The following is a 21,346-nucleotide window of genomic DNA, read 5'->3' as shown; positions in this document are numbered from 1 at the left end:
TCTCAGGCCTTCGGCTCGGCAAGCCGCCTCCAGGTGGAGACGACCGTGTCGGGATTGAGCGACATCGATTCGATGCCCTGCTCCATCAGCCAGCGGGCGAGATCCTCGTGGTCCGAGGGACCCTGGCCGCAGATGCCGCAGTACTTGCCGCGGCGGCGGCAGGCGCTGATCGCCATGGCGAGCATCTTCTTCACGGCCTCGTTTCTTTCATCGAACGAAGCGGCGACGAGCCCCGAGTCGCGGTCAAGGCCGAGGGTGAGCTGCGTCATGTCGTTCGAGCCGATGGAGAAGCCGTCGAAAATGTCGAGGAATTCATCGGCCAGCAGCGCATTGCTCGGAATCTCGCACATCATGTTGATCTTGAGTCCGTTCACGCCCTGGACGAGGCCGTGCTGCTTCATGATCTCGACCGTGCGGCGGCCCTCATCGAGCGTGCGGCAGAACGGAATCATCAGCTCGACGTTCGTGAGGCCCATGTCGTCGCGGACGCGCTTCATGGCGAGGCACTCGAGCTCGAAGCACTCGGCAAACGAGTTCGAAATGTAGCGCGAGGCTCCGCGGAAGCCGAGCATCGGGTTCTCTTCAAGCGGCTCGAAGAGCTTGCCGCCAATCAGCTTGCGGTACTCGTTGCTCTTGAAGTCGGACATGCGCACGATCACCTTGCGCGGATAGAAGGCGGCGGCGATGGTGGCGACGCCCTCGGCGATCTTGCTGATGTAGAACTCGCGGGGATTGGCGTAGCCCGCCGAAAGCCGCTCGACCGCATCGCGGATCTCTCCGGGGATGTTCGGGTACTCGAGGCAGGCCTTCGGGTGCACGCCGATGTTGTTGTTGATGATGAACTCAAGCCTCGCGAGACCCACGCCCTTCGCGGGGATCTTCTGGAACTCGAAGGCGAGCTGGGGATTGCCCACGTTCATCATGATCTTCACGGGGATCTCGGGCAGCGCGCCCTGCTTCACCTCGGACTTCTGGTAGTCCACGATGCCCGCGTAAACGTGGCCCGTGTCGCCCTCGGCGCAGGAGACCGTCACCTCCTCGCCCTCCTTGAGCGTCTCGGTGGCGTTGCCGCAGCCGACAACGGCCGGAATGCCCAGCTCACGGGCGATGATGGCCGCGTGGCAGGTGCGCCCGCCGCGGTTGGTCACGATCGCGGAGGCGCGGCGCATCACCGGCTCCCAGTTGGGGTCGGTCATGTCGGTGACGAGCACGTCGCCGGTCTGCACGCGGTCCATCTCCTTGGCGGAGAGCACCACGCGAACCGGGCCCGCGCCGATCTTCTGGCCGATCGCGCGGCCGGTGACCAGAGCCTTGAGGCCCTTGGTGTTGATGGCGAAGCGCTCCTGAACGTCAGCCTTGTTCTGGCGGCTCTTCACAGTCTCGGGACGCGCCTGCAGAATGTAGATCTTGCCGTCGATGCCGTCCTTGCCCCACTCGATGTCCATCGGGCAGCCGTAGTGCTTCTCAATCAGCCGCGCGAAGCGGGCGAGCTCGATCACGTTCTCGTCGGTGATCGCGAAGTGACGGCGCTCTTCGGCGGTGGTGTCCACCGTGCGGACAGACTCCTTCGCGCCGGGCTCGGGGTTGAACTCCATCTTGATCAGCTTGGAGCCGAGGCTCTTGCGGATGATCGGGTACTTGCCCTGCTCGAGGATGGGCTTGTGCACATAGAACTCATCGGGGTTCACGGCGCCCTGCACCACCGTCTCGCCCAGGCCGTAGGAAGCGGTGATGAACACCACCTGATCGAACCCCGACTCGGTGTCGAGCGTGAACATCACGCCGGCCGCGCCCTTGTCGGAGCGGCACATGCGCTGCACGCCCGCGGACAGAGCCACATTGGAGTGATCGAATCCCTTGAGCACCCGGTAGGAGATGGCGCGGTCGTTGTAGAGCGAGGCAAACACCTCGCGCATGCGGGCGAGCACCTGATCGATGCCGTTCACATTGAGGTAGGTTTCCTGCTGGCCGGCGAAGGACGCGTCAGGCAGGTCCTCGGCAGTAGCCGAGGAACGCACGGCAACGGAGATCTTCTCGCCGGCGCAGAGCCAGTCGTAGTACTCGCGGATCTCTTTTTCGAGGGCGGCCGGGAACGGGGCCTTCTCAACCCAGGAGCGGATTTCGGCGCCGGCCTTCGCCAGCTCCTTCACGTCCTCGACGTTCAGGTCCTTCAGGCGCTCCTCAATGCGCTTGTCCAGCCCGCCTTCCTTCAGGAACAGGCGGAAAGCATCCGCGGTTGTCGCGAATCCGTCGGGCACGCGAATTCCCGCGCTCGTCAGCTGAGAAAGCAGCTCTCCGAGAGAAGCGTTCTTGCCGCCTACGCGGTCGACGTCCTTGTATCTCAGTTCGCTGAACGGAATAACGTACGTACCCTGCATACCTTGTCCTCTTTAACTGCCCCCGAACCGGGGATTGTTTAGAATCGAACGGGATTGTAATCGTTAATTTTAATAGCAGGCGCAAATCCACGCCCCAAAACGTGCGATGCCGCCCCTCCGGAATCCTATGACCATCTCTAGCAGCCCCAATCAGACCGCGCCGCGCCCCGTCTTCATCGTCTCGGACGGAACGGCCATCACAGCGGAGACTCTCGCCCAGGCTGTGCTCACGCAGTTTCCGAACCTCAATTATGAACAGCGCCGCATTCCGTTCATCGACTCGGTGGAAAAAGCCACCGCGACGGCGGACCGGATCAACCAGGTGCAGGAACGCACCGGAATGCGCCCGCTGGTCTTCTCAACCTTTTCGCGCAAGACGATCAGCGAGGCCTTCTGCGAGGAATGCACGGGCTACGTGACAGAGCTCTTCCGCAGCTTCGTCAATCCCCTCGAGGAAGAGCTGGGCATGGAGAGCACCCATCAGGTGGGCGAAACCCACCGCATCCGCAACGAGGAGAACTACGACCGGCGGATTGCCGCCATCGACTACACGCTCACTCACGACGACGGCCAGACCGACTACGGGCTGGAGGAAGCCGAAGTGATCCTCGTGGGCGTGTCGCGCTCGGGCAAAACGCCCACCTCGCTTTACCTCGCGATGCAGTTCGGAATCAAGACCGCCAACTACCCCCTCATTCCCGAGGACTTCGAGCGCGGGACCCTGCCGGAGGCGCTCCAGTCGGTGAAGGACAAGCTCTTCGGGCTCACGATCGCCCCGGAGAGGCTGCACGACATCCGCAACGAAAGGCGCCCGAACTCGCGCTACGCTTCGCTCGAGAACTGCCGCGCCGAGATCGCGGCCTGCGAGGCGATGATGAACCGCAACGGCATCTCCTACCTTTCCTCGACCACGAAGTCGATCGAGGAAATCGCCGCCACGATCATCGCGACGCTGCATCTCGAAAAGCACGAGCGCATCGGCTGAGGATACGGGAACAGCCCTTTCGGAAATTTCTTACAAAAAAATAAAATCCGCGGGCGGCTCCTCGAGCTACATTAAGGAGGAGGCGGCGGCAGGCTGCCGCCGCCTCACTTCAGATATCACTCTTTCAGGGCGATCGCCATGAATCATCGCATTGCCAGAACCCTTGTTTCGCTGGGAGCCGCAGCCGTCGCGCTTTCAGGCTGCGCGACCGCCTCGTTCCAGTTCGTTTCGGATCCGGAAGGCGCCGTGGTGAAGGCGCTCGACAGCGGCTCGGTCGTAGGCACCACCCCCTTTACGGTGACGATGGAGCGCGACAAGATCGCCAACCTGATGACAAGGCCCGGCTGCTACCGGCTGCCTTCGGGCTACGAGGCGGTCTGGGGTTCGGGCGCGAAGGCCGCAAGCGCCTCCCCGCTTGAGCTCTGCGATCCGGGCGGCTCGCGCGACGTCGCCTTTCAGATCCGCTTTGACAGGCCGAAGGATGCGCCGGGGCTCGAAGACGACCTGAGGACCGCGCTTCGCAACGCGCAGCGCCGGGCCGATCTCGAACGGGCGCGGGCCGAAGCGGCCGAAAGAGACCTCGAGATGATGGACGGCTGGGGCTGGGGCGGATGGTTCGGCGGGCCGATGTTCTGGGGGCCGCCGCCGCGCGGCCACCGTCCCCCGCCGCCTCCGCCGCCGCGGGGACCGGGCAGACGCTGAGCATGACGCTGCGATGAAGCCCGGGACTGTTTCGCGGCGGCCTTCAGCCGCCGCGAAATGACCGAACGGCCCGGGCAGAACCCCGGCCCTCCGCCCGCAGGCGGGCGGCCTGAACCCTTAAGCGGTCTGCAGCCTCTTCACCCCGGGCCCCGAAATCGTGTTGTGCCCGTCCGTGGAGTTGGCCGAGACCTCGATCTGAACCGGGATTTTCTGGCGTACTTCCTCAATGTGGGAGATGAGGCCCACCAGCTTTCCCTGCTCGCGCAGCTGCGAGAGCGCATAAAGCGCGTTCTCGAGCATTTCGGGGTCAAGCGTGCCGAAGCCCTCGTCGAGGAACACGGTGTCCACCCGAAGGCTTCCCTCGGAGCTCTCGCTGCTCATGCGGGAAAGGCCGAGGGCGAGAGCGAGGCTCACGAGAAAAGACTCCCCGCCCGAGAGGTTGGTCGCCGAGCGCCTCATGCAGTTCAGCGCGTTGTCCACGACCTGAATGTCAAGGGGGTCTCCTTCGGCAGGCTCCAGCACAAAGCGGCGCGAAAGCCGCCCGAGCTCCTCGTTGGCGAAATGCAGCAGCCGCCTGAACGTGAGCGACTGGGCGTAGCGGGCAAAGCGTGAACCGTCCTCGCTGCCGATTCGTGCGTTGAGCTCCTGCCAGCGCTCGTAGTCGGCCTCAGCCTCGGCCGTGAGCCGGCGCGCCTCCTCGGCTTCCCGTCGCCGGGACTCGTCGGCCGACAGTTCGGTCTCGACCGAAGAGGCCTCGCCCGCTGCGGCAAGCAGCCGGTCGTCCACCTGCTCGATCTCCTTTTGCACGTCCCCCGCCCCCGCGGGGCGGGCTATGGCGGCCGTCTGCTCGGAGAGCCTGCGGCTGAGGGCCGAGAGCCTCTCCTGGGTGCTCCTGACGCTGCTGCGCAGCACCGCGTCCTCGTTTTCCCACCGCGTGATGATCTCGGGGTCGCGCCGGGCGGCGAGAAAAGCCTGCCGGCTTTCGAAGGACTCGCTCACGGCGGTTTCGAATCCGGCCTCGAGGGTCCGCAGCTCCTGCTCGCGCGCTGCGATCTGCCCGGAAAGCTGTGCCGAGCGCGTGCGGGCATCCCGCAGCGCGTCCTCCGCGCCCCGGCTCAAGGCGCGGGCGCTCTCAAGGGCGGCGGCCGCGCGGTCCCGGCGTCCGGTAAGCTCTCGGCGCTCCTCCTGCAGGCTCGCAGTCCCGAAAAGCGCACGACGCTCGGCCTGCGCCGACTGCTGGCGGGCGCGGGCGTCTGCCTCGGACTTGAGGGCCTGATCAAGGGCCGAGGCAGCGTCCTGCAGCTCGGACTGCGCCCGGGCGATGAGCGACTGGCCGGAGGAAAGGGCCTGCTCGTTTTCGTCTCGCTCGCGCAGCACCTCGAGCCTGGAGGCGCGAAGCTCGGAGAGACGCTGCATGATCAGAGAGGGGGCGAGCGAGGAGCCGTCCAGCCCCAGGGGCTCAAGGGCCGCCTCCCAGTCGCTGCGGATTTCGGCGCAGCGCGCGCCGGCGGCCTCGAGCTGATCCGCTGCAGTCTGCGCGGCCTGCCCGAGCCTTGAAGCTTCCGAGCGGAATCCGGCCTGCGCTTCCTTCAGCTCTTCGAGCCTGCGGCTGCCCTCCTGCACGGCCTTCTCGGCCTCGCGGACCTTCTGCGCCGAGGCCTCCGTCTGGCGGGTCCAGGTGAGGATCGCGTCGCGCTGCCTGACCAGCTGCTGCGCCAGGGCTGACTCGCTCTGAAAGCGCTTGTAAAGCGAAGGGTTCCTCGAAGCGAGGCGCGACAGGGCTGCCTCGCGCGCGAGTTTTTCGGTTCTGCAGCGGGGGATCTCGTCGTTTTTGATGGCCCGGAGCCGCTCCGCCTTTTCGCCCGCGACATGCGCGAAGCTCACGGCAGTCTCAATGCCGGAGCGCTTCGCCTGCTGCGCCCTCTGCTCGCTCTCCTGGCTCGCCTGCTCGGCGGCGCGGCATTTGGCCTCGGCTTTTTCCAGCGCAATCGAAGCGCGCTCAAGCTCCTTGCGGGCCGTGATGAGCGAGCCGGCGAGCGCCATCTCCTCCTGCACCGCGACCAGAGCCGCCATCTGGCCGGTCTGGGTCTGCCCGGCCTGCGCGGCCTGGAGGTTCACCCGGGCCGTTTCCGCCTTTTCACGGGCGCGCTGCAGTCCGTCGCGGGCGGCCGCGACCCGGCGCTCGGACTCGCGCTCCGAGGCCGAGGCAGAGGCCGAGGCCGCCGCGGCGCGGCGCTCCTGCGCTTTCAGGCTCTCCAGCTGGGAGCTCGCCTCGGCGAGCCTCGAGGCCTTGGCCTCCAGCCCGGAAAAGCCCGCGAGCAGGGCATCGTTCTTCTGCGTCTTCTTCAGGCTCTGCGCGATCCGGTCCCGGTCGGCGAGGAGCCTGCTCTGACGCCCTTCGAGTTCCTTCAGGTCGGCGCTTCGAGCGGCGTTCTCCTTTTTGGCCGCCTCCAGCGCCTCGCTCGCCGCCTCGAGGCGCGTCGACAGGACTGCGCACTGCTCGTCCAGGCGGAGGATTTCCGGCGCCTTCTGCTCGAGCTCGGCCAGCGCTGCGCGCCCGCGCTCCAGCTCCCGGCCCGCCTCTTCGATCTGCGGCCGCATTTTTTCCACGAGCCGCTGCTTGTCCTTTTCCACGTCCGAGAGATCCAGGCTCAGCCTTTTTTCGCCGGAGAGCTGCTGCTCGAGCCGCTGCAGCTCCAGGTACTTCGGCTCGTAGCGCCGCGCCAGGCGCGCGAGCTCAAGCTTCGCGCGCGTTGCGGAAAAATTCTGGTCCTCGGCCTGCGCCCGCTCGAGCTCGGCCTTCGCCCGCTCCTGCTCGCCGCGGAGCGCCTCGAGCCGCCGCAGCGCCTCGAGCCTGACGGAAAGCTCCTCCTTGCTGCGGCGCAGCGCCTCGATTTCGTCGCGAAGCGCCTGCCGGCGGTCCCGCAGCTCCCGCAGCCGCTCGGGCGCGAGCAGCCGGATGCCCTCCTCACGGGCCCGGCAGGCCTCCAGCGCGAGCTGCCTGTCGCGCGCGCAGGCATGGATCTGGCGCGAAATATCCTTATAGATATCCGTTCCCGTGATGCCCTCGAGGATCACGGCCCGCTCGTTGCCCTTGGCGTGGAGGAACTCGGCGAAGCTGCCCTGCGCGAGCAGCACGCAGCGCAGAAACTCCTGGAAATGCAGCCCGACCGCCTCGGCGGTCTTCTGCTTCCATTCGTCGAGCGAAGTCGCCACGGGCTTCCAGGCCCCGGAGCCGTCCTTCACCGCAAGCTCGCAGGCTTTCGCGAGCGTTCCGCGCCGCTCGGAGCGATCAATCCTGAAGCGCGACTTCCAGCAGCTGCCGGAGGACTCAAACACGGCCTCGGCCCAGCAGCGCTGCGACCCCTTGGTCATGAAGGGGCAGGAGTCGGTGCGGCGCTCCTCGCGGCTCACCCGCTCGGCGCACTGCCGGGCGGTCTTGCCGAAAAGCGCGAGCGTCACCGCATCGAAAATCGAAGTCTTGCCCGAGCCGGTGCGCCCTGTGATGAGAAAAATCCCGTCGCGGTAGGCCGGGTCGGTAAAGTCGATCTTCCAGGCGCCGGCCAGGGAGTTGATGTTTTCAAAGGCGATCGAGAGCAGCTTCATTTGCTTTCCTTGGGCTGCGGCTGCGCGGGGGCGTCGTCTCTGGAGGACGCGCGCCGGGCGGCCCGCTCGGCTTCGACCAGGGCCGCAGCCTCGCGAAAAGTTCCGAGCATCCTGCGCGTCGAGGCTTCGTCGGCGTGCGCGTCCTTCAGGAACTGGAGAAAAACCTGCTCGGGGGTGAAATCGTGCAGGGACACCGCTCCCGCGGTGGCTTCGAGCGCCTTTCGGAAGGCGAGCTGGTTGCGCACCGCAAGCAGCCTCACGCCGAGCCGCCCGGCGAGGCTGCCGAGCTCTTCATTGAGAGCGAGCTGCTCGCTCACCCCCGTGTAGTTCGCCTCCACCCAGGCCCCGGGCTGTTCGCGCGAGACACGGTCCATGGCCGCCCGAAGCGCATCCGCGTCGCCCTCCAGGCGCACCATGGGCTGGAAGCGCGGCACGGGGATCGGCTCGATTTCAGGCGGTTCGCCGTGACCGCGCAGCGTGACAAGCACCACCTGGCTGCTGTTCTCCACCTCGCGGAAGGACAGCGGGTAAGGCGAGCCGCAGTAGCGCACGGCATCGCCCCCGACCTTCTGCGGACGGTGGATGTGCCCGAGGCCCACGTAGTCCCAGCCCCCGCCCGTCACGGAAACCGGCACAGCCCCGAGAGTCCCGACGGTGACAGGCGCCTCGCCGGTTTCAGGGTCGGGAGTGACGGCCGCGCCGGTGGCGAAGAAATGCCCGGTCGCAATCCTGGGCGCGGCGCTTTCCCCCATCTTGCGCTCCAGCGCCGCACGCACCCTGCCGTAATGCGCGGCCACTCCCCGGGCGTAAAGCGCCCAGCGCTCCCCCTCCGTGATTTCCTCAACGCTCGCGCGCATGTCGCTCTCGCGCAGAAACGGCACCGCGGCCACGCCCAGCTCCGGGCGGCCTGCGGCGTCGCACAGCACCACGGCCTCGCTTTCCGGATCCGGGCCGGAGACGATGATGCCCTGCCGGGAGAGCATCTCGGCCGGCGCGCGCAGGAAATTGGCAGAGTCATGGTTGCCCGGCGTAATGACCACATGGCGACAGCCCGTGCGCTGCAGCCGGGCGAGAAAACCGTAGTAGAGCTTCTGGGCCTGGTTCGAAGGCGTGGAGACATCGAAGACGTCGCCCGCGACGACCAGGCCGTCCACTGCGCGCTCCCTGCACACTCCGAGAAGCCACTCGAGCATGGAGCGGCTGACCCCGATGGTGCTTTCCCCCAGCAGCTCCTTGCCGAGATGCCAGTCCGATGTGTGAAGAAGTTTGAACAATTGAAGCGAGTCCTGCCTGTAACCCAACAACTGGCCGCCCGCGCATGAGGGACGGCTCCTGCGGTGAGGCTAACACGATTCGAGCCTTTCGTCGGGCCGATCACCGATTCGGTGCAAAACAGGCCTATCTGCACAAAGGTGGTGATAAATTGCACCATTCTTGTGATTACAAGATTTTCTTTGTGCTTGTTATCGCAATTTTGCGATTATCCTCAAGAACTAGATATTTTGATTTTGATATTCAAACTCAATAAGTTGCAGGCAATACCCGGGATTCGGTCCGGATCTGGCACGCTACTTGCTGAACAAAGCATGACACCAAGCCGTTCTATTCAACCAGAACCGATTCCATTCGAAGGAGATTGTTATGAAGCTCAGCACTGTCATGGTTGCCCTCGCCAGCCTCGCCGTCGCCGGCACAGCGGTCGCCGCCCCCGCCCTCACCGGCACGCTCAAGAAGGCGAAGGACACCGGCATCTTCACGATCGGCTACCGCGACTCTTCGGTGCCCTTCTCCTACCTCGACGCCGACGGCAAGCCCATCGGCTACGGCATGGAGATCTGCAAGCGGGTTGCCGCCGAAGTGGGCAAGGCCGTGGGCCGCAAGCTCACGATCAAGTGGCAGCCCATCACCTCCGGAAACCGCATCCCGCTGCTGCTCAACGGCACCTACGACCTCGAATGCGGCTCGACCACCAACTCGAAGGAGCGCCAGAAGCAGGTCGACTTCGGCACGACTTACTTCCGCATCGGCGTCACGGCCGCGGTGAAGAAGAACTCCTCCATCAACTCCTTCAAGGACCTCAACGGCAAGAACGTGTCGACCACGGCCGGCACCACTTCCGTCACGCTGCTGCGCGACCTGAGGAAGAAAGGCATCGTCACGCGCGTCACCCCGGCCAAGGATCACGCCGAGGCCTTCCAGCTGCTCGCCCAGGACCGCGTTGTGGCCAACGTGATGGACGACATCCTGCTTGCCGGCCAGATTGCGAACTCCAAGAAGCCGGGCGACTTCAGGCTGCTGAAGGAGTCGATCTCCGAGGAGCCCTACGGGCCGATGCTGCGCAAGGATCCGCAGTTCAAGGCGCTCGTTGACAAGACGATCACCGGCATGATCAAGAGCGGCGAGATGAAGAAGCTCTACGACACCTGGTTCACCAAGCCGATCAAGCCGCATAACGTGAATCTCAACTTCCCGATGAACGAGCCGACGAAGCGCGCCTTCGCCAGCCCGAACTCGGAGGGCATCTGAGCGCGGGGCTGCGTGCCGCTGCCGCCCCTTCAGGCTTCGCCCCGGATTGAACGGTCCGAGGCGAGGCCCTTTTGCAATCCCTGAAACGGCCTTCGCCCTCCCGTCCCGGGACCCGGCGAAAGGCAGATGATAAAAACACAGATAAAGGAGTCAGGCGCTATGGGTCTCGACATGGACTGGTCCACGCTGCTGGCGATGAGCGACCTCGCAGACGAACCCTGGTGGGAGTACATGCTGGGCGGCGCGGGGATCACGATTGCCCTTACGCTCTCGGCCGGAGCTCTCGCGCTCGCGATTGGAACTCTGATCGGCGTGATCCGCGCGGTGCCGAACCGCTTCCTCAACTGGTTCGGAGAAACCTGGGTCGAGGTCTTCCGCAACGTCCCGCTGCTCGTCCAGCTCTTTCTCTGGTACTTTGTGCTGCCGGAGTTCGTCCCGCCGCTTAAAAGCTGGATGATCAGCACGGACCCGGTCTACGGGGAGTTTTTCTGCGCCTTCATGTGCCTCGGGATCTTCACCTCCGTGCGCGTGGCGGAAAACGTGAAGTCGGGCATCCGGTCGCTGCCGCGCGGGCAGCTCTCCGCAGCCTACGCGCTGGGCATGACCACGGCCCAGGCCTACCGCTACGTGCTGCTGCCGGTCGCTTTCCGGATCACGCTGCCGCCTCTTAACTCCGAGGCGATGAACCTCATGAAGAACACGGCGACCTCCCTCACGATCGGACTGGCCGACCTCACGCTGCGCTCGCACGAAATGGGCGAAATGACCTTCCAGTTCTTCGTCGCGTTCTGCTTCGCCACGATCGTCTACATCGTGATCTCGATGACGATCAACCGCAGCATGGCCGCCCTCGAGCGCGCCGTGGCGATTCCCGGATACATCCACCGCTGAAGCAGGGGAGAGAGAACATGGACTTCACTTCAATCACGGGCTCCATTCCCTTCATTCTGCGCGGGGCCGCCTACACGCTTGAGCTCACGGCCTCGGCCGCCCTCGGGGCCATCATCCTCGGCACGTTCCTCGCCCTGGGCAAGATGGCGAAAAACCGCCTGCTCTCCCTGACGGTCTCGGCCTACGTGAACCTCATGCGCGCCGTGCCGCTCGTGCTGATCCTCTTCTGGTTCTTCTTCCTCGTGCCGGTGTTCATCGCCTGGTTCACCGGCTCGCCGATCCCCGTGCCCGTGGGGCCGGAAAAGACGGCTCTCATCACCTTCATTCTCTTTGAGGCGGCCTACTACGCCGAGATCATCCGCGCGGGCATCCAGTCCATCTCGAGAGGCCAGCTCTACGCCTGCCAGGCCCTCGGACTCACTTTCTGGCAGTCGATGAGGCACGTGATCCTGCCGCAGGCTTTCCGCAACATGGGCCCGGTGCTGCTCACGCAGACGATCGTGCTCTTCCAGGACACCTCGCTCGTGTACGTGCTCTCGGCCACCGACTTCATGGGAGCGGTCTCGAAAATCGCGCAGCGCGACAGCCAGCTCACGCTGATGTACTGCTTTGCCGCCGTGTGCTACTTCGTCGTGTCCTTCACCCTGTCCTCGGGCGTGAAGCACATGCAGAAAAAACTCGCTATCATCCGCTGAAAAAGCCTTTAACCGCTTAGGAAATTGAACATGTCCTCTGAAGACAAAAACGCCCTGATGATTGACATCCAGAACGTTTCAAAATGGTACGGCAGCTTTCAGGTTCTCAAGCACTGCAGCTGCCAGGTCCGCCAGGGCGAGGTCGTGGTGGTCTGCGGCCCGTCGGGTTCCGGAAAGTCCACCCTCATCAAGACCGTGAACGGACTCGAAAGCGTCCAGGAGGGGAAGATTTTCGTCAACGGCGTCGAGGTGACCAACCCGAAAACGAACCTCACGAAGCTTCGCAGCCACGTGGGCATGGTTTTCCAGCACTTCGAGCTTTTTCCCCACCTGTCGATCCGCGAGAACCTGGTGCTCGCCCAGATGAAGGTCCTCAAGCGCAGCCGCGATGAAGCCACCGCGAAGGGACTGAAGCTGCTCGAGCGCGTCGGGCTCGGCAAGCAGGCGGACAAGTTCCCCGGGCAGCTCTCCGGCGGCCAGCAGCAGCGAGTCGCCATCGCCCGGGCCCTCGCCATGGATCCGATATGCATGCTGTTTGACGAGCCGACGTCGGCGCTCGACCCGGAAATGATCAACGAGGTGCTCGACGTCATGGTCGAGCTCGCGCACGAAGGCATGACGATGATGGTGGTCACCCACGAGATGGGCTTTGCGAAGAACGTGGCCGACCGCGTGATCTTTCTCGAGGCGGGCGAGATCCTCGAGGACTCTCCGAAGGACGAATTCTTCAGCAACCCGAAGTCGGACCGCGCGAAGCACTTCCTCTCGAAGATCCTCTCGCACTGAGAGGCGGCGCCGCCCCGGGCAGGAAGCCCGGGCTGCGCTTACCCCCCCCCGCAGGCCCCCGCGCTCATGCGCGCGGGGGCCCGTTTTTTTACGGGCGGGAGCCTCAGGGGCGCTTCTTCCCGCCGTCCCCGGCCGGGCCGAACTGCTTCCAGACCCTTTCCATGAGCAGCAGGATCAGGAAGCCCACCACGCCCACGATGATCGAGGCAAAACCCTCCGACATGCCCGAATTCACCAGCGAGTTGAGGAAAGGCTTCAGAATGACAAGCACCACGAAGGCGGCCGCAAGGAGCGCTTCGCGGATGAAAAACTGCAGGGGGTTGCGGTAATTCTTGAAATCCAGCCAGGGATGCATAGCGTTGTCGCCTGAAGTGTGAGGAGTTGTCAAAAAAAAGGCATCAGCCCCGGCGGGCGCCGTCCGCGCCAAAGCGCCTGCGGCGCCGCTGCTCGAAAAGGCAGACGGCGGCTGCCGCGGCCACGTTGAGGCTTTCCGTCGCCGGTTCGATCGGGATGTAAAGCCGCAGCTCGGCCGCCGCAAGCGCCTGCTGCGAGAGCCCCGGGCCCTCGGCGCCCATGAGCCAGACCACGGGGCCGGACTCCCAGCCCTTAGTGTCGTAGAGGTCGCGGCCGCCGCGGGCGTCGGCTGCGATTCTGCGGCCGGCAAACCGGAGCGCGAGCTCGGAGGCCTTCACGTTTTCCAGAATATGGGCCCCGAAATGCGCCCCCATGGCGCTTCGAAGCACCTTGGGAGACCAGAGCTCGACCGTGCCCGGGCTTGCGGCGATCACGCGCACGCCCGAAGCGACGGCCGTCCGAATCAGCGTGCCGGCGTTGCCCGGATCCTGGACGCCGTCGAGAAAAAGAGCGTCAAGACCGCGCAGCGCGTCAGCCGCAGGCTCCGGCGGCAGCGGCAGCTCCATCATGAGCCCGCAGCCCTTTTCAACCGGGGCGATGGACTCGTAGACCGCGGGCGCAAGGAGGTAGAGCCGGGGCGGCCTGCGGCCGGAGCGGCGGGCCGCGCCGGTGATCTCGCGCACGAGCGCTTCGGCCTCCGGCGAGGCCTCCCCGTCCCTCAGGATCAAGGCATTCACAGGGTACGAGGCGTCGCGCGCCGACATGGCGATGTGAAGCCCCTCGGCGAGGCAGAGTCTTTCGCGGCGGATCTGCCGCGGCTGAGAGGCCAGCTTTTTCCAGCCCTTCACGCGTTCGTTGGCCTCGCTTGTGATTGAAACGGCGCTCTCCCTGATCATTTTTTCTCCCTTTTCCAGCCCGTGAGGGCGCTGATCGGCGCAAAGCTCCTGCGGTACACGCCCTCGATCAGGCCGTAGCGGCGGATCGCCTCGAGGTGCTGGCTCGTGCCGTAGCCCTTGTGGCGGGCGAAGCCGTACTGAGGATAAGCCTGATCAAGCCGCCGCAGCTCGGCGTCCCGACAGGTCTTTGCGAGGATTGAGGCGGCCGAGATCGCCTTCACCCGGTCATCGCCCTTCACGATCGCGCGGCAGGGAATGCCGAGTTTCGGCGTGCGGTTGCCGTCAACCAGCACCAGGGTCGGCCGCGCGCCCTCCGGCAGAGCCTCGACCGCCCGCCGCATGGCGAGCATCGTCGCCTGCAGGATGTTGAGTTCATCGATTTCCTGAGGCGTCGCCTCGCCCACGCCCCAGGCCGCCGCCTTCTCGCGGATCACGGGCGCGAGCTGCTCGCGCCGCGCCTCGGTGAGCTTCTTGGAGTCCCGCAGGCCCTCGATCGGCCTGCGGGGGTCGAGGATCACTGCGGCGGCAACGACGTTTCCGCAAAGCGGCCCGCGCCCTGCTTCATCGACTCCGGCCACGACCTCCCCCGACCAGTCCTCTGCGCCGAAAAGGTCCCCCGTGAAGGCGGAGGCGTCCGGCGCTGCCGCGCGCCGCCTCATGGCGCCCGCCGGGCGGCTCCGGCCACGGCCTCGGAGGCGAGCGCCGCAGTGTCGCGCCGCAGCGACTCATGCATCCGCTCGAAAACCGGGCGCAGGGCCTCGCGCCGCTCGGGCCTCAGCTGCTCGAGCAGGCTCACCGCCATGAACTGGGGCTGCGCGTAATACTGCAGGAACTCCGGGACGACGTTCCGGCCCGCGAGGATGTTGGGCAGGCTCACGCACGAGGTGGTGCCCTTGCTCTGCATGATGATCGAGGAGAGGGCGGGCATCCGGTAGCTCACGACCATGGGCTTTTTGTAAAGCGCCGCCTCGAGCGTGGCCGTGCCGGAGGCGATGAGCGCCGCGTCGCAGGCCTCCAGCACGTCATGGCTGCGCCCGAGGAAAATCCGAACCCTCGCTGCGACATCCGGAAACCCGGAGAGCTGGTTCACGATCTGCAGGCGCCGGGGCTCATCTGCGGCCGGGACAAGGAAAAGGGACTCGGGCTCGCTGCGGAGCACCCTGCGGGCGGTCTCTAAAAAGCACGGCCCGTTCCAGCGGATCTCGTCGTAGCGCGACCCCGGCAGAAGCGCAAAAACCGGTCCCTGCGGATCGATCGCGAGGCGCTTCCGGGCGGCCCAGGAATCCGGCTTTTCGGGAATCTGAGAGGCCATCGGGTGGCCGACGTAGACGGCGGGAATGCCGGCCCGGTCGTAGATTGCCTGCTCGAACGGGAAGACGAGAAGCACAAGGTCGGCGGCCGCGCGGACCTTTTCAATCCGCTCGGGCCTCCAGGCCCAGATCGAGGGGCTCACGAAGTGAACCGTGGGGATGCCGCTGCGGCGCAGCTCCGCCTCGACCCCGAGGTTGAAGTCCGGCGCATCGACCCCCACGAAGACGCGCGGCGAGGCCGCGCGGGCGCGCTCGATCACCTCGGAGCGCAGCTTCAGCAGGGAGGGAAGCTTTCGGAGCACCTCGACGTAGCCTCGCACGGAAAGCGCCTCAATGCCCTTCCAGGCCGAGAGCCCCGCGCGCACCATCGCTTCGCCCCCGATCCCGTACTGAAGCGCCCCGCCCATGCGCTCTTTCACGGCCGGAAGGACGAGAGCGGCCAGCGCGTCGCCGCTTTTCTCCCCGGCGAGCCACATCGCGCCGTTGCGGTGCGCCAGGTCGGGCGCGAGCGTCTCCTCTGGATTTGTCTTCGAAGGCGATCCTTCCATGTCTGCTGCTTCCTGTGTTGGCGCGGGCGGCGGCCCCGAAGGGGCGCCGCCCGCGCTTCAGCGGATGATGCCGCGGGGGCTGTCGGCCACTGCGACCCGAATAAGTTCAATCAGGTCGCGGAACTGCGGCTCTTCGGCCTCCAGCGCCTGCAGCTTCACGTTCGCTTCCGCCACCGTGAGGTTTTCCCGGTAAATGATGCGGTAGCAGTGCTTGAGGGCGGAGAGCTGGTCGGCCGTAAAGCCGCGCCGGCGCAGTCCGATCGAATTGAGCCCGTGGGGCTCGGCCGGATAGCCCGAGCAGATGACGAAAGGAGGCACGTCGCGCACCACCATGGAGCCGCCGCCCACCATCGCGTGCTCGCCGATGTGCACAAACTGGTGCACGCCCGCCTGCCCGCCGATGATCGCGAAGTCCTTCACATGCACGTGGCCGGCAAGCCCCACGTTGTTTGCAAGAATCACGTCATTGCCTACGCGGCAGTCATGCGCGACATGCACGTTCGCCATGTACAGGCCCCGGGAGCCGACGCGCGTGACGCCCTCGTCCTGGACGGTGCCGATCGACATCGTGCAGTTCTCGCGGATCACGTTGTCATCGCCCACCTCGAGGCTCGTATCCTCGCCCGCGTACTTCTTGTCCTGCGGCAGGCAGCCGATGCAGGCTCCCGCGAAAATCTTGTTGTTGCGGCCTATCGTGGTCCGGTTGAGCACCGAAACATGGCTCATCAGGACCGTGCCTGAAGCGATTTTCACATGGGGTCCGACCACGCAGAAGGGACCGATCTCCACACCCTCGTCAATCTCGGCGGCCGGATCGACCACTGACATCGGATGGATTTTTGCCATGAGCACCTCTTAATCTTGATTTCATGCGGACGGAGCGGGAAAAGCCTTTTCCTCAAAAGGCCTTTTCCCGCCTGAAGGAAGCGTCCGCGCCGTGTGAGCCCCGGGCGGGCCTTACTCGTGGATTTTGCGCCGGGCGCACATGAGCGTCGCCTTGCACACCAGATTGCCGTCGACCGAGGCCTCGCACTCGAACCAGCCGATGCCCAGCCGGTCCTTCAGGTAGTGCCCTTTCATCACGAGCCTGTCGCCGGGCAGCACCACGCGCTTGAAGCGGGCCTTGTCGATGCCTGCGAAATAATAAAGCGAGTCCTTGTCCTTGCGGGCCTCCTCGCCCAGCCGCATCATGGCGAGAATGCCGCAGGTCTGCGCCATCGCCTCGATGATGAGCACCCCCGGCATCACCGGGGCCCCGGGGAAGTGCCCGGTGAACTGCGGCTCGTTGGCGGTCACGTTCTTGTAGGCCGTAATCGTCGTGAGGTCTTCGCTCACCTCCTCAACCCGGTCGACCAGCAGGAAAGGGAATCTGTGGGGAAGCAGATCCATGATCTCGTAGATCTTTATCATTTTTTCATCGGATCCCCGGGGGAAATAGGCCCTCTCTTCGGGGTTGTCCGCTCCATAAGGCCCGGAAGAAAACCCGGGCGCGGGTTAACGAGCCTGCCCGGACTTGAGCTGCTCAACGTCCCGGGCAAGCGTCTTGAGGGACTGGCGCATCTGCGGCAGGCGGCGAATCATGACCGCCGTGCGCTCCCAGTCCTTGTGAGGCTGCGACGGGAAGATCCCCGTCATCACCTCGGGTTTTTCGCCCCAGCTCATCACGGGGGTGGCGGGCCCGACCATCGAGCCCGCGGGAATGGAAATATGGCCGTTGATCATCGCCGCGCCGCCCAGCACGCAGTGGTCTCCCACCGTCGTGGAGCCGGCGATGCCCACGCAGCCGCAGATCACGCAGTGCCGCCCGATGCGGCAGTTGTGCCCGATCTGCACCTGATTGTCGATCTTCGTGCCGTCGCCGATCACGGTGTCGTCAAGCGCTCCGCGGTCTATCGTCGTGTTGGCCCCGATCTCGACGTCGCAGCCGACTGTGACCGCGCCCACCTGCGGGATTTTCACCCATTCCCCGCCAAAAGGCGCAAAGCCGAAGCCGTCGCCTCCGATCGCGCAGCCCATGTTGAGGATGGTGCGCGCGCCGATGCGGCAGCGGCTGCCCACGAGAGCGCGCGGATAGAGCCTCGCCGACTCGCCGATCTCGGCCTTTTCACCCACATAGGCCCCGGCTCCGATCCAGGCCCTCGGGCCGATCTTCGCGCCGGCCTCCACCACGGCTCCGGCCTCGACCCTCGCGCTCGGGTCGACCTGGGCCGACGGATCCACGAAGGCGCCCGGACGGATGCCGGCCTCAGGCGGCGGCAGGATGCCTCCCTCCATGGCCTGGGAGGCCCAGGCAAACCAGGCGTAAGGGTTGGCGGTGAGCACGAGGGGCCGCGCCGCAAAAGCTTCGCCGCCTGCCCTCGCCTCTTCCTCGCGCAGCACAAGCACGCCCGCCTTCGACGCGGCCGCAGCCTTCAGCGCCTTCGGTCCGGCCACGAAGGCAATGTGGCGCGGCTGCGCCTCCTCGAGCGGAGCAAAGCCCTCGACCCCGCATGACCCGGCTCCCGCCTTCGCTTCCGAAGCGAGGCGGCCGCCCGACAGGCGGCTCACCTCCTCGATCAGGCGGGACACCGAAAACGACTGGCCAGCTTCTTTCATGGGCACCTCTTCAAATCAAACGGCTGCGTTCATTCACGGAGAAAGCCTGGCCCGGGCGCTTGCCGGATCAGGCTTTCCGCAGGACCTCCGAAGCCCGCAAAGGGCTTCCGGCCCTCACTTCATGGCTTTGAGAACCTTGTCGGTGATATCGGCCCGCGGGCTCGCATAAACGGCGTCCTGGAAGATCAGGTCGTAGTTTTCGCGGCGAGCGAGGTCCTGAATCACCTGGTTGGCGCGGGCGATCACGATCTGGATCTCCTCGTTTTCGCGCTGGCCGCGCTCCTCGCGGAACTCGCGCTGAGCGCGGTTGAGCGCGCGCTCAGCCTCGGCGAGGTCGCGCTGCTCGTTGATGCGCTGGCTCTGGGTGAGCGTCGGACCGTTTTTCTGGAAATCCTGGGCCTTGGCCTTAAAGTCCGCCGACATCTTGTCGATCTCGGCCTTGCGGCGGGCGAACTCCTTCTGGAGCTTGTCCGCGGCGGCCTTGGCCGGGGCCGATTCGTGCAGGACGCGGTCGAGGCTCACAACGCCGATCTTCTGCGCCGTCTCTGCGGCGAAGGCCGGCGCCGAACCCGCCAAAGCGATGGCCGCGCAGGCGGCAGCCGCGAGAACAGCCGTAGAAACTAACTTTCTTGTCATTTTGTCAAAACCTTCTAAACGAAAGCCTCCGGCAGGCTCCGCGCCCGCCGCAGGAAACAGCCCGATTCTACGCCCTTTCGACCCTTAGAAACCGGTGCCGATCTGGAACTGGAAGCGCTGCACGTCGTCGCCCTTCTTGTCGTTGAGCGGGAAGGCGATCGAGAACTTGAGCGGCCCGAGCGGAGAGATCCAGGCCACGCCCACGCCCACGGAGTAGCGCAGGTCGGAGAGGCTGACATTGCTCGTGTCCGTGCCCTCGTAGCGGTTGGAGCCGCCCTTGCCCCAGACCCAGCCGCCGTCGAAGAAGCCGAAGGCGCGCAGCGTGCGGTCGGCGCCCGGCAGCGGCACGTAGAGCTCGGCCGAGAAGTTGAACATCTTCTGGCCGCCCAGGTTGTCGCCGTTGCTGTCGCGCGGTCCGAGAGACGAGCTGTCAAAGCCGCGCACCGAGCCGATGCCGCCCGCGTAGAAGTTCTTGAAGAACGGGTACTCCTTGTCGCCGTAGGAGTCGGCGTAGCCGATCTCCGTGTTGAAGGCGGCCGTCACGTACTTCGCCACCGGCCAGTACTGCTGGAACTGGTAGCTCGCCTTGTAGTAGCGCAGGTCGAGCACCGGCAGCGTCACCTCGCCGCTCAGGCGCTGGTAGCGGCCCTTGTTAGGCGCAAGCGCGTTGTCGCGCGAGTCCCTCGACCAGCCGAAGGTGAGCGCCGCCGACTTCGGATCTTTGCCGAAATTATCGACGTAGTCCCAGTAGCGCCGCGGCGAGGAGTCGCCGATCGGCTCGCCGCTGGCGTCCCGGGAGCCTCGCAGCGTCACCTTGGTCTGCTCAATCTTCGCGCCGAGGTAGATGCGGTCCAGCTCGGTCACCGGCACGCCGTAGCTCAGGCTCGCGCCGAGCGTCTCGTACATGACGTTGGAGACGTCGAGCTCATCAAGGTCCACCCGCCTGTCGTAAATGTCAATCGTGCGGGAGACGCCCTCGGGGGTGACGTACGGCTGGGTAAGAGAAAGCGCGTAAGTGCGGGTGGAGTCCGAATTGCTCACCTCGACGCTCGCGGAATTGCCCGTGCCGAAAATATTTGTCTGCGAAATGCCGGCCGACAGGATGATGCCGTCGGAGGAGGACAGGCCCGCGCCGAGCGTGATGTTGCCCGTCGGGCGCTCCTTCACGTGGATGTTCAGGTCCACCTCGTCGCGGGTGCCCGCGACCTGCGTGGGCTCCACCGTCACGTCATCGAAGAAGCCGAGCCTGTTGATGCGGTCCTTCGAAATCTTCACTTTGTCGGAGTCGAACCAGGAGGCTTCGTACTGTCGCACCTCGCGGCGCACCACCTCGTCGCGCGTGCGGGTGTTGCCCGTGACGATCACGTTCCTCACATAGGCCCGGCGGCCCGGGTCGATGGTGTAGATCACGTCCACCGTGCCCTTCTGCCGGTCGGTCACGGGATTGGGCGTCGTCTTGGCGAAAGCGTAGCCGAGGGTCGAGAACTTCTCCTTCAGGCTTTCGCCCACGGCGTTCACGGTTTCGGCGCTGTAGGTGCTGCCGATCTTCACCGGCTTGAGCAGTCCCTGCAGCTCTTTGTCGAGACCGAGCTCCTCGCCCTCGATCTTGACCGAGGCGACTTTGTAGGGCTTGCCTTCATCGATGTTGATCGTGATGTACACGTCCTCCTTGTTCGGAGCGATCGTCACCTGCACGGAGTCGAGCCTGTAGTCGAGATAGCCCCGGTTCAGGTACCAGGAGCGGATCGCCTCAAGGTCTCCGGCGAGCTTCTCGCGCGAGTACTGGTCGCGCTTCGTGTACCAGGAGAACCAGTTGGGGGTGCCCAGCTGCATCACGTCGCGCAGATCATCTTCGTCTGCGGCGTGCAGGCCCGTGAAGCGGATCTGCTTGATGGAGGAGGAAGAGCCCTCGTCGACTGAAATCGTCACCCGCACGCGGTTTCGCTCAAGAGGCGTCACGTTGGTCGAAACCTCAACCCCGTAGAAGCCCTTGGCGAGGTACTGGCGGCGCAGCTCCTGCGTCGCCTTGTCAAGAGTGGCCGAGTTGAATATGCGCCCTTCGGCAAGCCCCGCTCCCTTCAGAGACTTCTCCACCTCGTCCTTGTCGAAGGCCTTGATGCCGTTGGTCTGGATCGTGGCCACCGCGGGACGCTCGGTCAGGTTCACGACGATCACGTCGCCGTCCTGGGTCAGGTTCACATCGCGGAACAGCCCGGACTGGTAGAGCGAGCGGATCGCCTGCGCGCCCTTCTCAGGCGTGTAGTCGTCGCCCACGCGGAAAGGCAGGTGAGAGAACACCGTGCCCGGTTCGGTTCGGGAAATGCCCTCGACCCGGATGTCCTTGATCTTGAACTGCTGGGCGAAAACAGAAAGCGAGAGGGCCGCGATGACGCCAGCCGCTGCAGCCTTAATGGTAAAAGTCTTCAATGTCATGAGTT

General features: G+C 65.2%; 18 protein-coding genes. 6 read left to right on the top strand and 12 right to left on the bottom strand.

Annotation, left to right across the window (positions count from 1 at the left end; genetic code table 11):
• Nucleotides 1-2: 2 nt before the first annotated feature.
• The gene (gene ppsA, locus MUN46_RS06860) at nucleotides 3-2,378 is read right to left on the bottom strand and encodes a phosphoenolpyruvate synthase (protein WP_243376536.1); all 2,376 of its coding nucleotides are present in this window, start codon (nucleotides 2,376-2,378) and stop codon (nucleotides 3-5) included.
• A 127-nt stretch (nucleotides 2,379-2,505) separates the two neighbouring features.
• On the opposite strand from ppsA, the gene ppsR reads away from it, so the two are divergent.
• Entirely contained in the window at nucleotides 2,506-3,363 is an 858-nt protein-coding gene (ppsR, locus tag MUN46_RS06855; RefSeq protein WP_243376535.1) for a posphoenolpyruvate synthetase regulatory kinase/phosphorylase PpsR, read from the top strand.
• A gap of 138 nt (nucleotides 3,364-3,501) precedes the next feature.
• Complete coding sequence (locus MUN46_RS06850; RefSeq protein WP_243376534.1) at nucleotides 3,502-4,065, top strand: hypothetical protein; 564 nt, start codon at nucleotides 3,502-3,504, stop codon at nucleotides 4,063-4,065.
• A gap of 117 nt (nucleotides 4,066-4,182) precedes the next feature.
• Here the strand turns inward: MUN46_RS06850 and MUN46_RS06845 are convergent, their stop codons facing one another.
• Entirely contained in the window at nucleotides 4,183-7,671 is a 3,489-nt protein-coding gene (locus MUN46_RS06845; protein WP_243376533.1) for an SbcC/MukB-like Walker B domain-containing protein, read from the bottom strand.
• On the bottom strand, nucleotides 7,668-8,945 hold the full coding sequence (locus MUN46_RS06840; protein ID WP_243376532.1) for an exonuclease SbcCD subunit D C-terminal domain-containing protein: 1,278 nt from the start codon (nucleotides 8,943-8,945) through the stop codon (nucleotides 7,668-7,670). The genes MUN46_RS06845 and MUN46_RS06840 overlap by 4 nt, the downstream gene beginning before the upstream one ends.
• Nucleotides 8,946-9,312: 367 nt before the next feature.
• On the opposite strand from MUN46_RS06840, the gene MUN46_RS06835 reads away from it, so the two are divergent.
• The 4 genes from MUN46_RS06835 to MUN46_RS06820 all read left to right on the top strand — a co-directional run bounded on the left by MUN46_RS06835 (nucleotide 9,313) and on the right by MUN46_RS06820 (nucleotide 12,569).
• Nucleotides 9,313-10,197, top strand: coding sequence for a transporter substrate-binding domain-containing protein (locus MUN46_RS06835; protein ID WP_243376531.1), 885 nt, complete (start codon nucleotides 9,313-9,315; stop codon nucleotides 10,195-10,197).
• Between the two features lie 159 nt (nucleotides 10,198-10,356).
• Complete coding sequence (locus tag MUN46_RS06830) at nucleotides 10,357-11,088, top strand: amino acid ABC transporter permease (RefSeq protein WP_243376530.1); 732 nt, start codon at nucleotides 10,357-10,359, stop codon at nucleotides 11,086-11,088.
• 17 nt (nucleotides 11,089-11,105) lie between these two features.
• Nucleotides 11,106-11,783: an amino acid ABC transporter permease gene (locus tag MUN46_RS06825; RefSeq protein ID WP_237978576.1), complete on the top strand. Its 678-nt coding sequence runs from the start codon at nucleotides 11,106-11,108 to the stop codon at nucleotides 11,781-11,783.
• 57 nt (nucleotides 11,784-11,840) lie between these two features.
• The gene (locus MUN46_RS06820) at nucleotides 11,841-12,569 is read left to right on the top strand and encodes an amino acid ABC transporter ATP-binding protein (protein ID WP_243376572.1); all 729 of its coding nucleotides are present in this window, start codon (nucleotides 11,841-11,843) and stop codon (nucleotides 12,567-12,569) included.
• A 103-nt stretch (nucleotides 12,570-12,672) separates the two neighbouring features.
• Here MUN46_RS06820 and MUN46_RS06815 read toward each other — a convergent pair whose 3' ends face one another.
• The 9 genes from MUN46_RS06815 to bamA form a co-directional block, all read right to left on the bottom strand.
• Entirely contained in the window at nucleotides 12,673-12,924 is a 252-nt protein-coding gene (locus tag MUN46_RS06815) for a hypothetical protein (protein WP_237978575.1), read from the bottom strand.
• Nucleotides 12,925-12,967: 43 nt separating this feature from the next.
• Nucleotides 12,968-13,819, bottom strand: a complete 852-nt coding sequence (locus MUN46_RS06810) for a TrmH family RNA methyltransferase (protein ID WP_243376529.1) — start codon at nucleotides 13,817-13,819, stop codon at nucleotides 12,968-12,970.
• On the bottom strand, nucleotides 13,816-14,478 hold the full coding sequence (rnhB, locus tag MUN46_RS06805) for a ribonuclease HII (protein ID WP_243376528.1): 663 nt from the start codon (nucleotides 14,476-14,478) through the stop codon (nucleotides 13,816-13,818). The genes MUN46_RS06810 and rnhB overlap by 4 nt, the downstream gene beginning before the upstream one ends.
• Nucleotides 14,475-15,677, bottom strand: coding sequence for a lipid-A-disaccharide synthase (gene lpxB, locus MUN46_RS06800; protein WP_243376527.1), 1,203 nt, complete (start codon nucleotides 15,675-15,677; stop codon nucleotides 14,475-14,477). Before lpxB ends, rnhB begins: the two co-directional genes overlap by 4 nt.
• 57 nt (nucleotides 15,678-15,734) lie before the next feature.
• Nucleotides 15,735-16,523, bottom strand: a complete 789-nt coding sequence (lpxA, locus tag MUN46_RS06795) for an acyl-ACP--UDP-N-acetylglucosamine O-acyltransferase (RefSeq protein WP_281069860.1) — start codon at nucleotides 16,521-16,523, stop codon at nucleotides 15,735-15,737.
• Nucleotides 16,524-16,634: 111 nt separating this feature from the next.
• Nucleotides 16,635-17,087: a 3-hydroxyacyl-ACP dehydratase FabZ gene (gene fabZ, locus MUN46_RS06790; RefSeq protein WP_243376526.1), complete on the bottom strand. Its 453-nt coding sequence runs from the start codon at nucleotides 17,085-17,087 to the stop codon at nucleotides 16,635-16,637.
• A gap of 84 nt (nucleotides 17,088-17,171) precedes the next feature.
• The gene (lpxD, locus tag MUN46_RS06785; RefSeq protein WP_243376525.1) at nucleotides 17,172-18,272 is read right to left on the bottom strand and encodes a UDP-3-O-(3-hydroxymyristoyl)glucosamine N-acyltransferase; all 1,101 of its coding nucleotides are present in this window, start codon (nucleotides 18,270-18,272) and stop codon (nucleotides 17,172-17,174) included.
• A 114-nt stretch (nucleotides 18,273-18,386) separates the two neighbouring features.
• Nucleotides 18,387-18,908: an OmpH/Skp family outer membrane protein gene (locus MUN46_RS06780; protein WP_243376524.1), complete on the bottom strand. Its 522-nt coding sequence runs from the start codon at nucleotides 18,906-18,908 to the stop codon at nucleotides 18,387-18,389.
• A gap of 84 nt (nucleotides 18,909-18,992) precedes the next feature.
• The gene (bamA, locus tag MUN46_RS06775) at nucleotides 18,993-21,341 is read right to left on the bottom strand and encodes an outer membrane protein assembly factor BamA (protein WP_243376523.1); all 2,349 of its coding nucleotides are present in this window, start codon (nucleotides 21,339-21,341) and stop codon (nucleotides 18,993-18,995) included.
• Nucleotides 21,342-21,346: the final 5 nt, after the last annotated feature.

The sequence above is a fragment of the Mesosutterella faecium genome (genome assembly GCF_022809315.2).
GTDB classification, from domain to species: domain Bacteria; phylum Pseudomonadota; class Gammaproteobacteria; order Burkholderiales; family Burkholderiaceae_F; genus Mesosutterella; species Mesosutterella faecium.
Note: the sequence above shows the minus strand (reverse complement) of the source record. Positions and strands in the feature narration are given on the sequence as shown.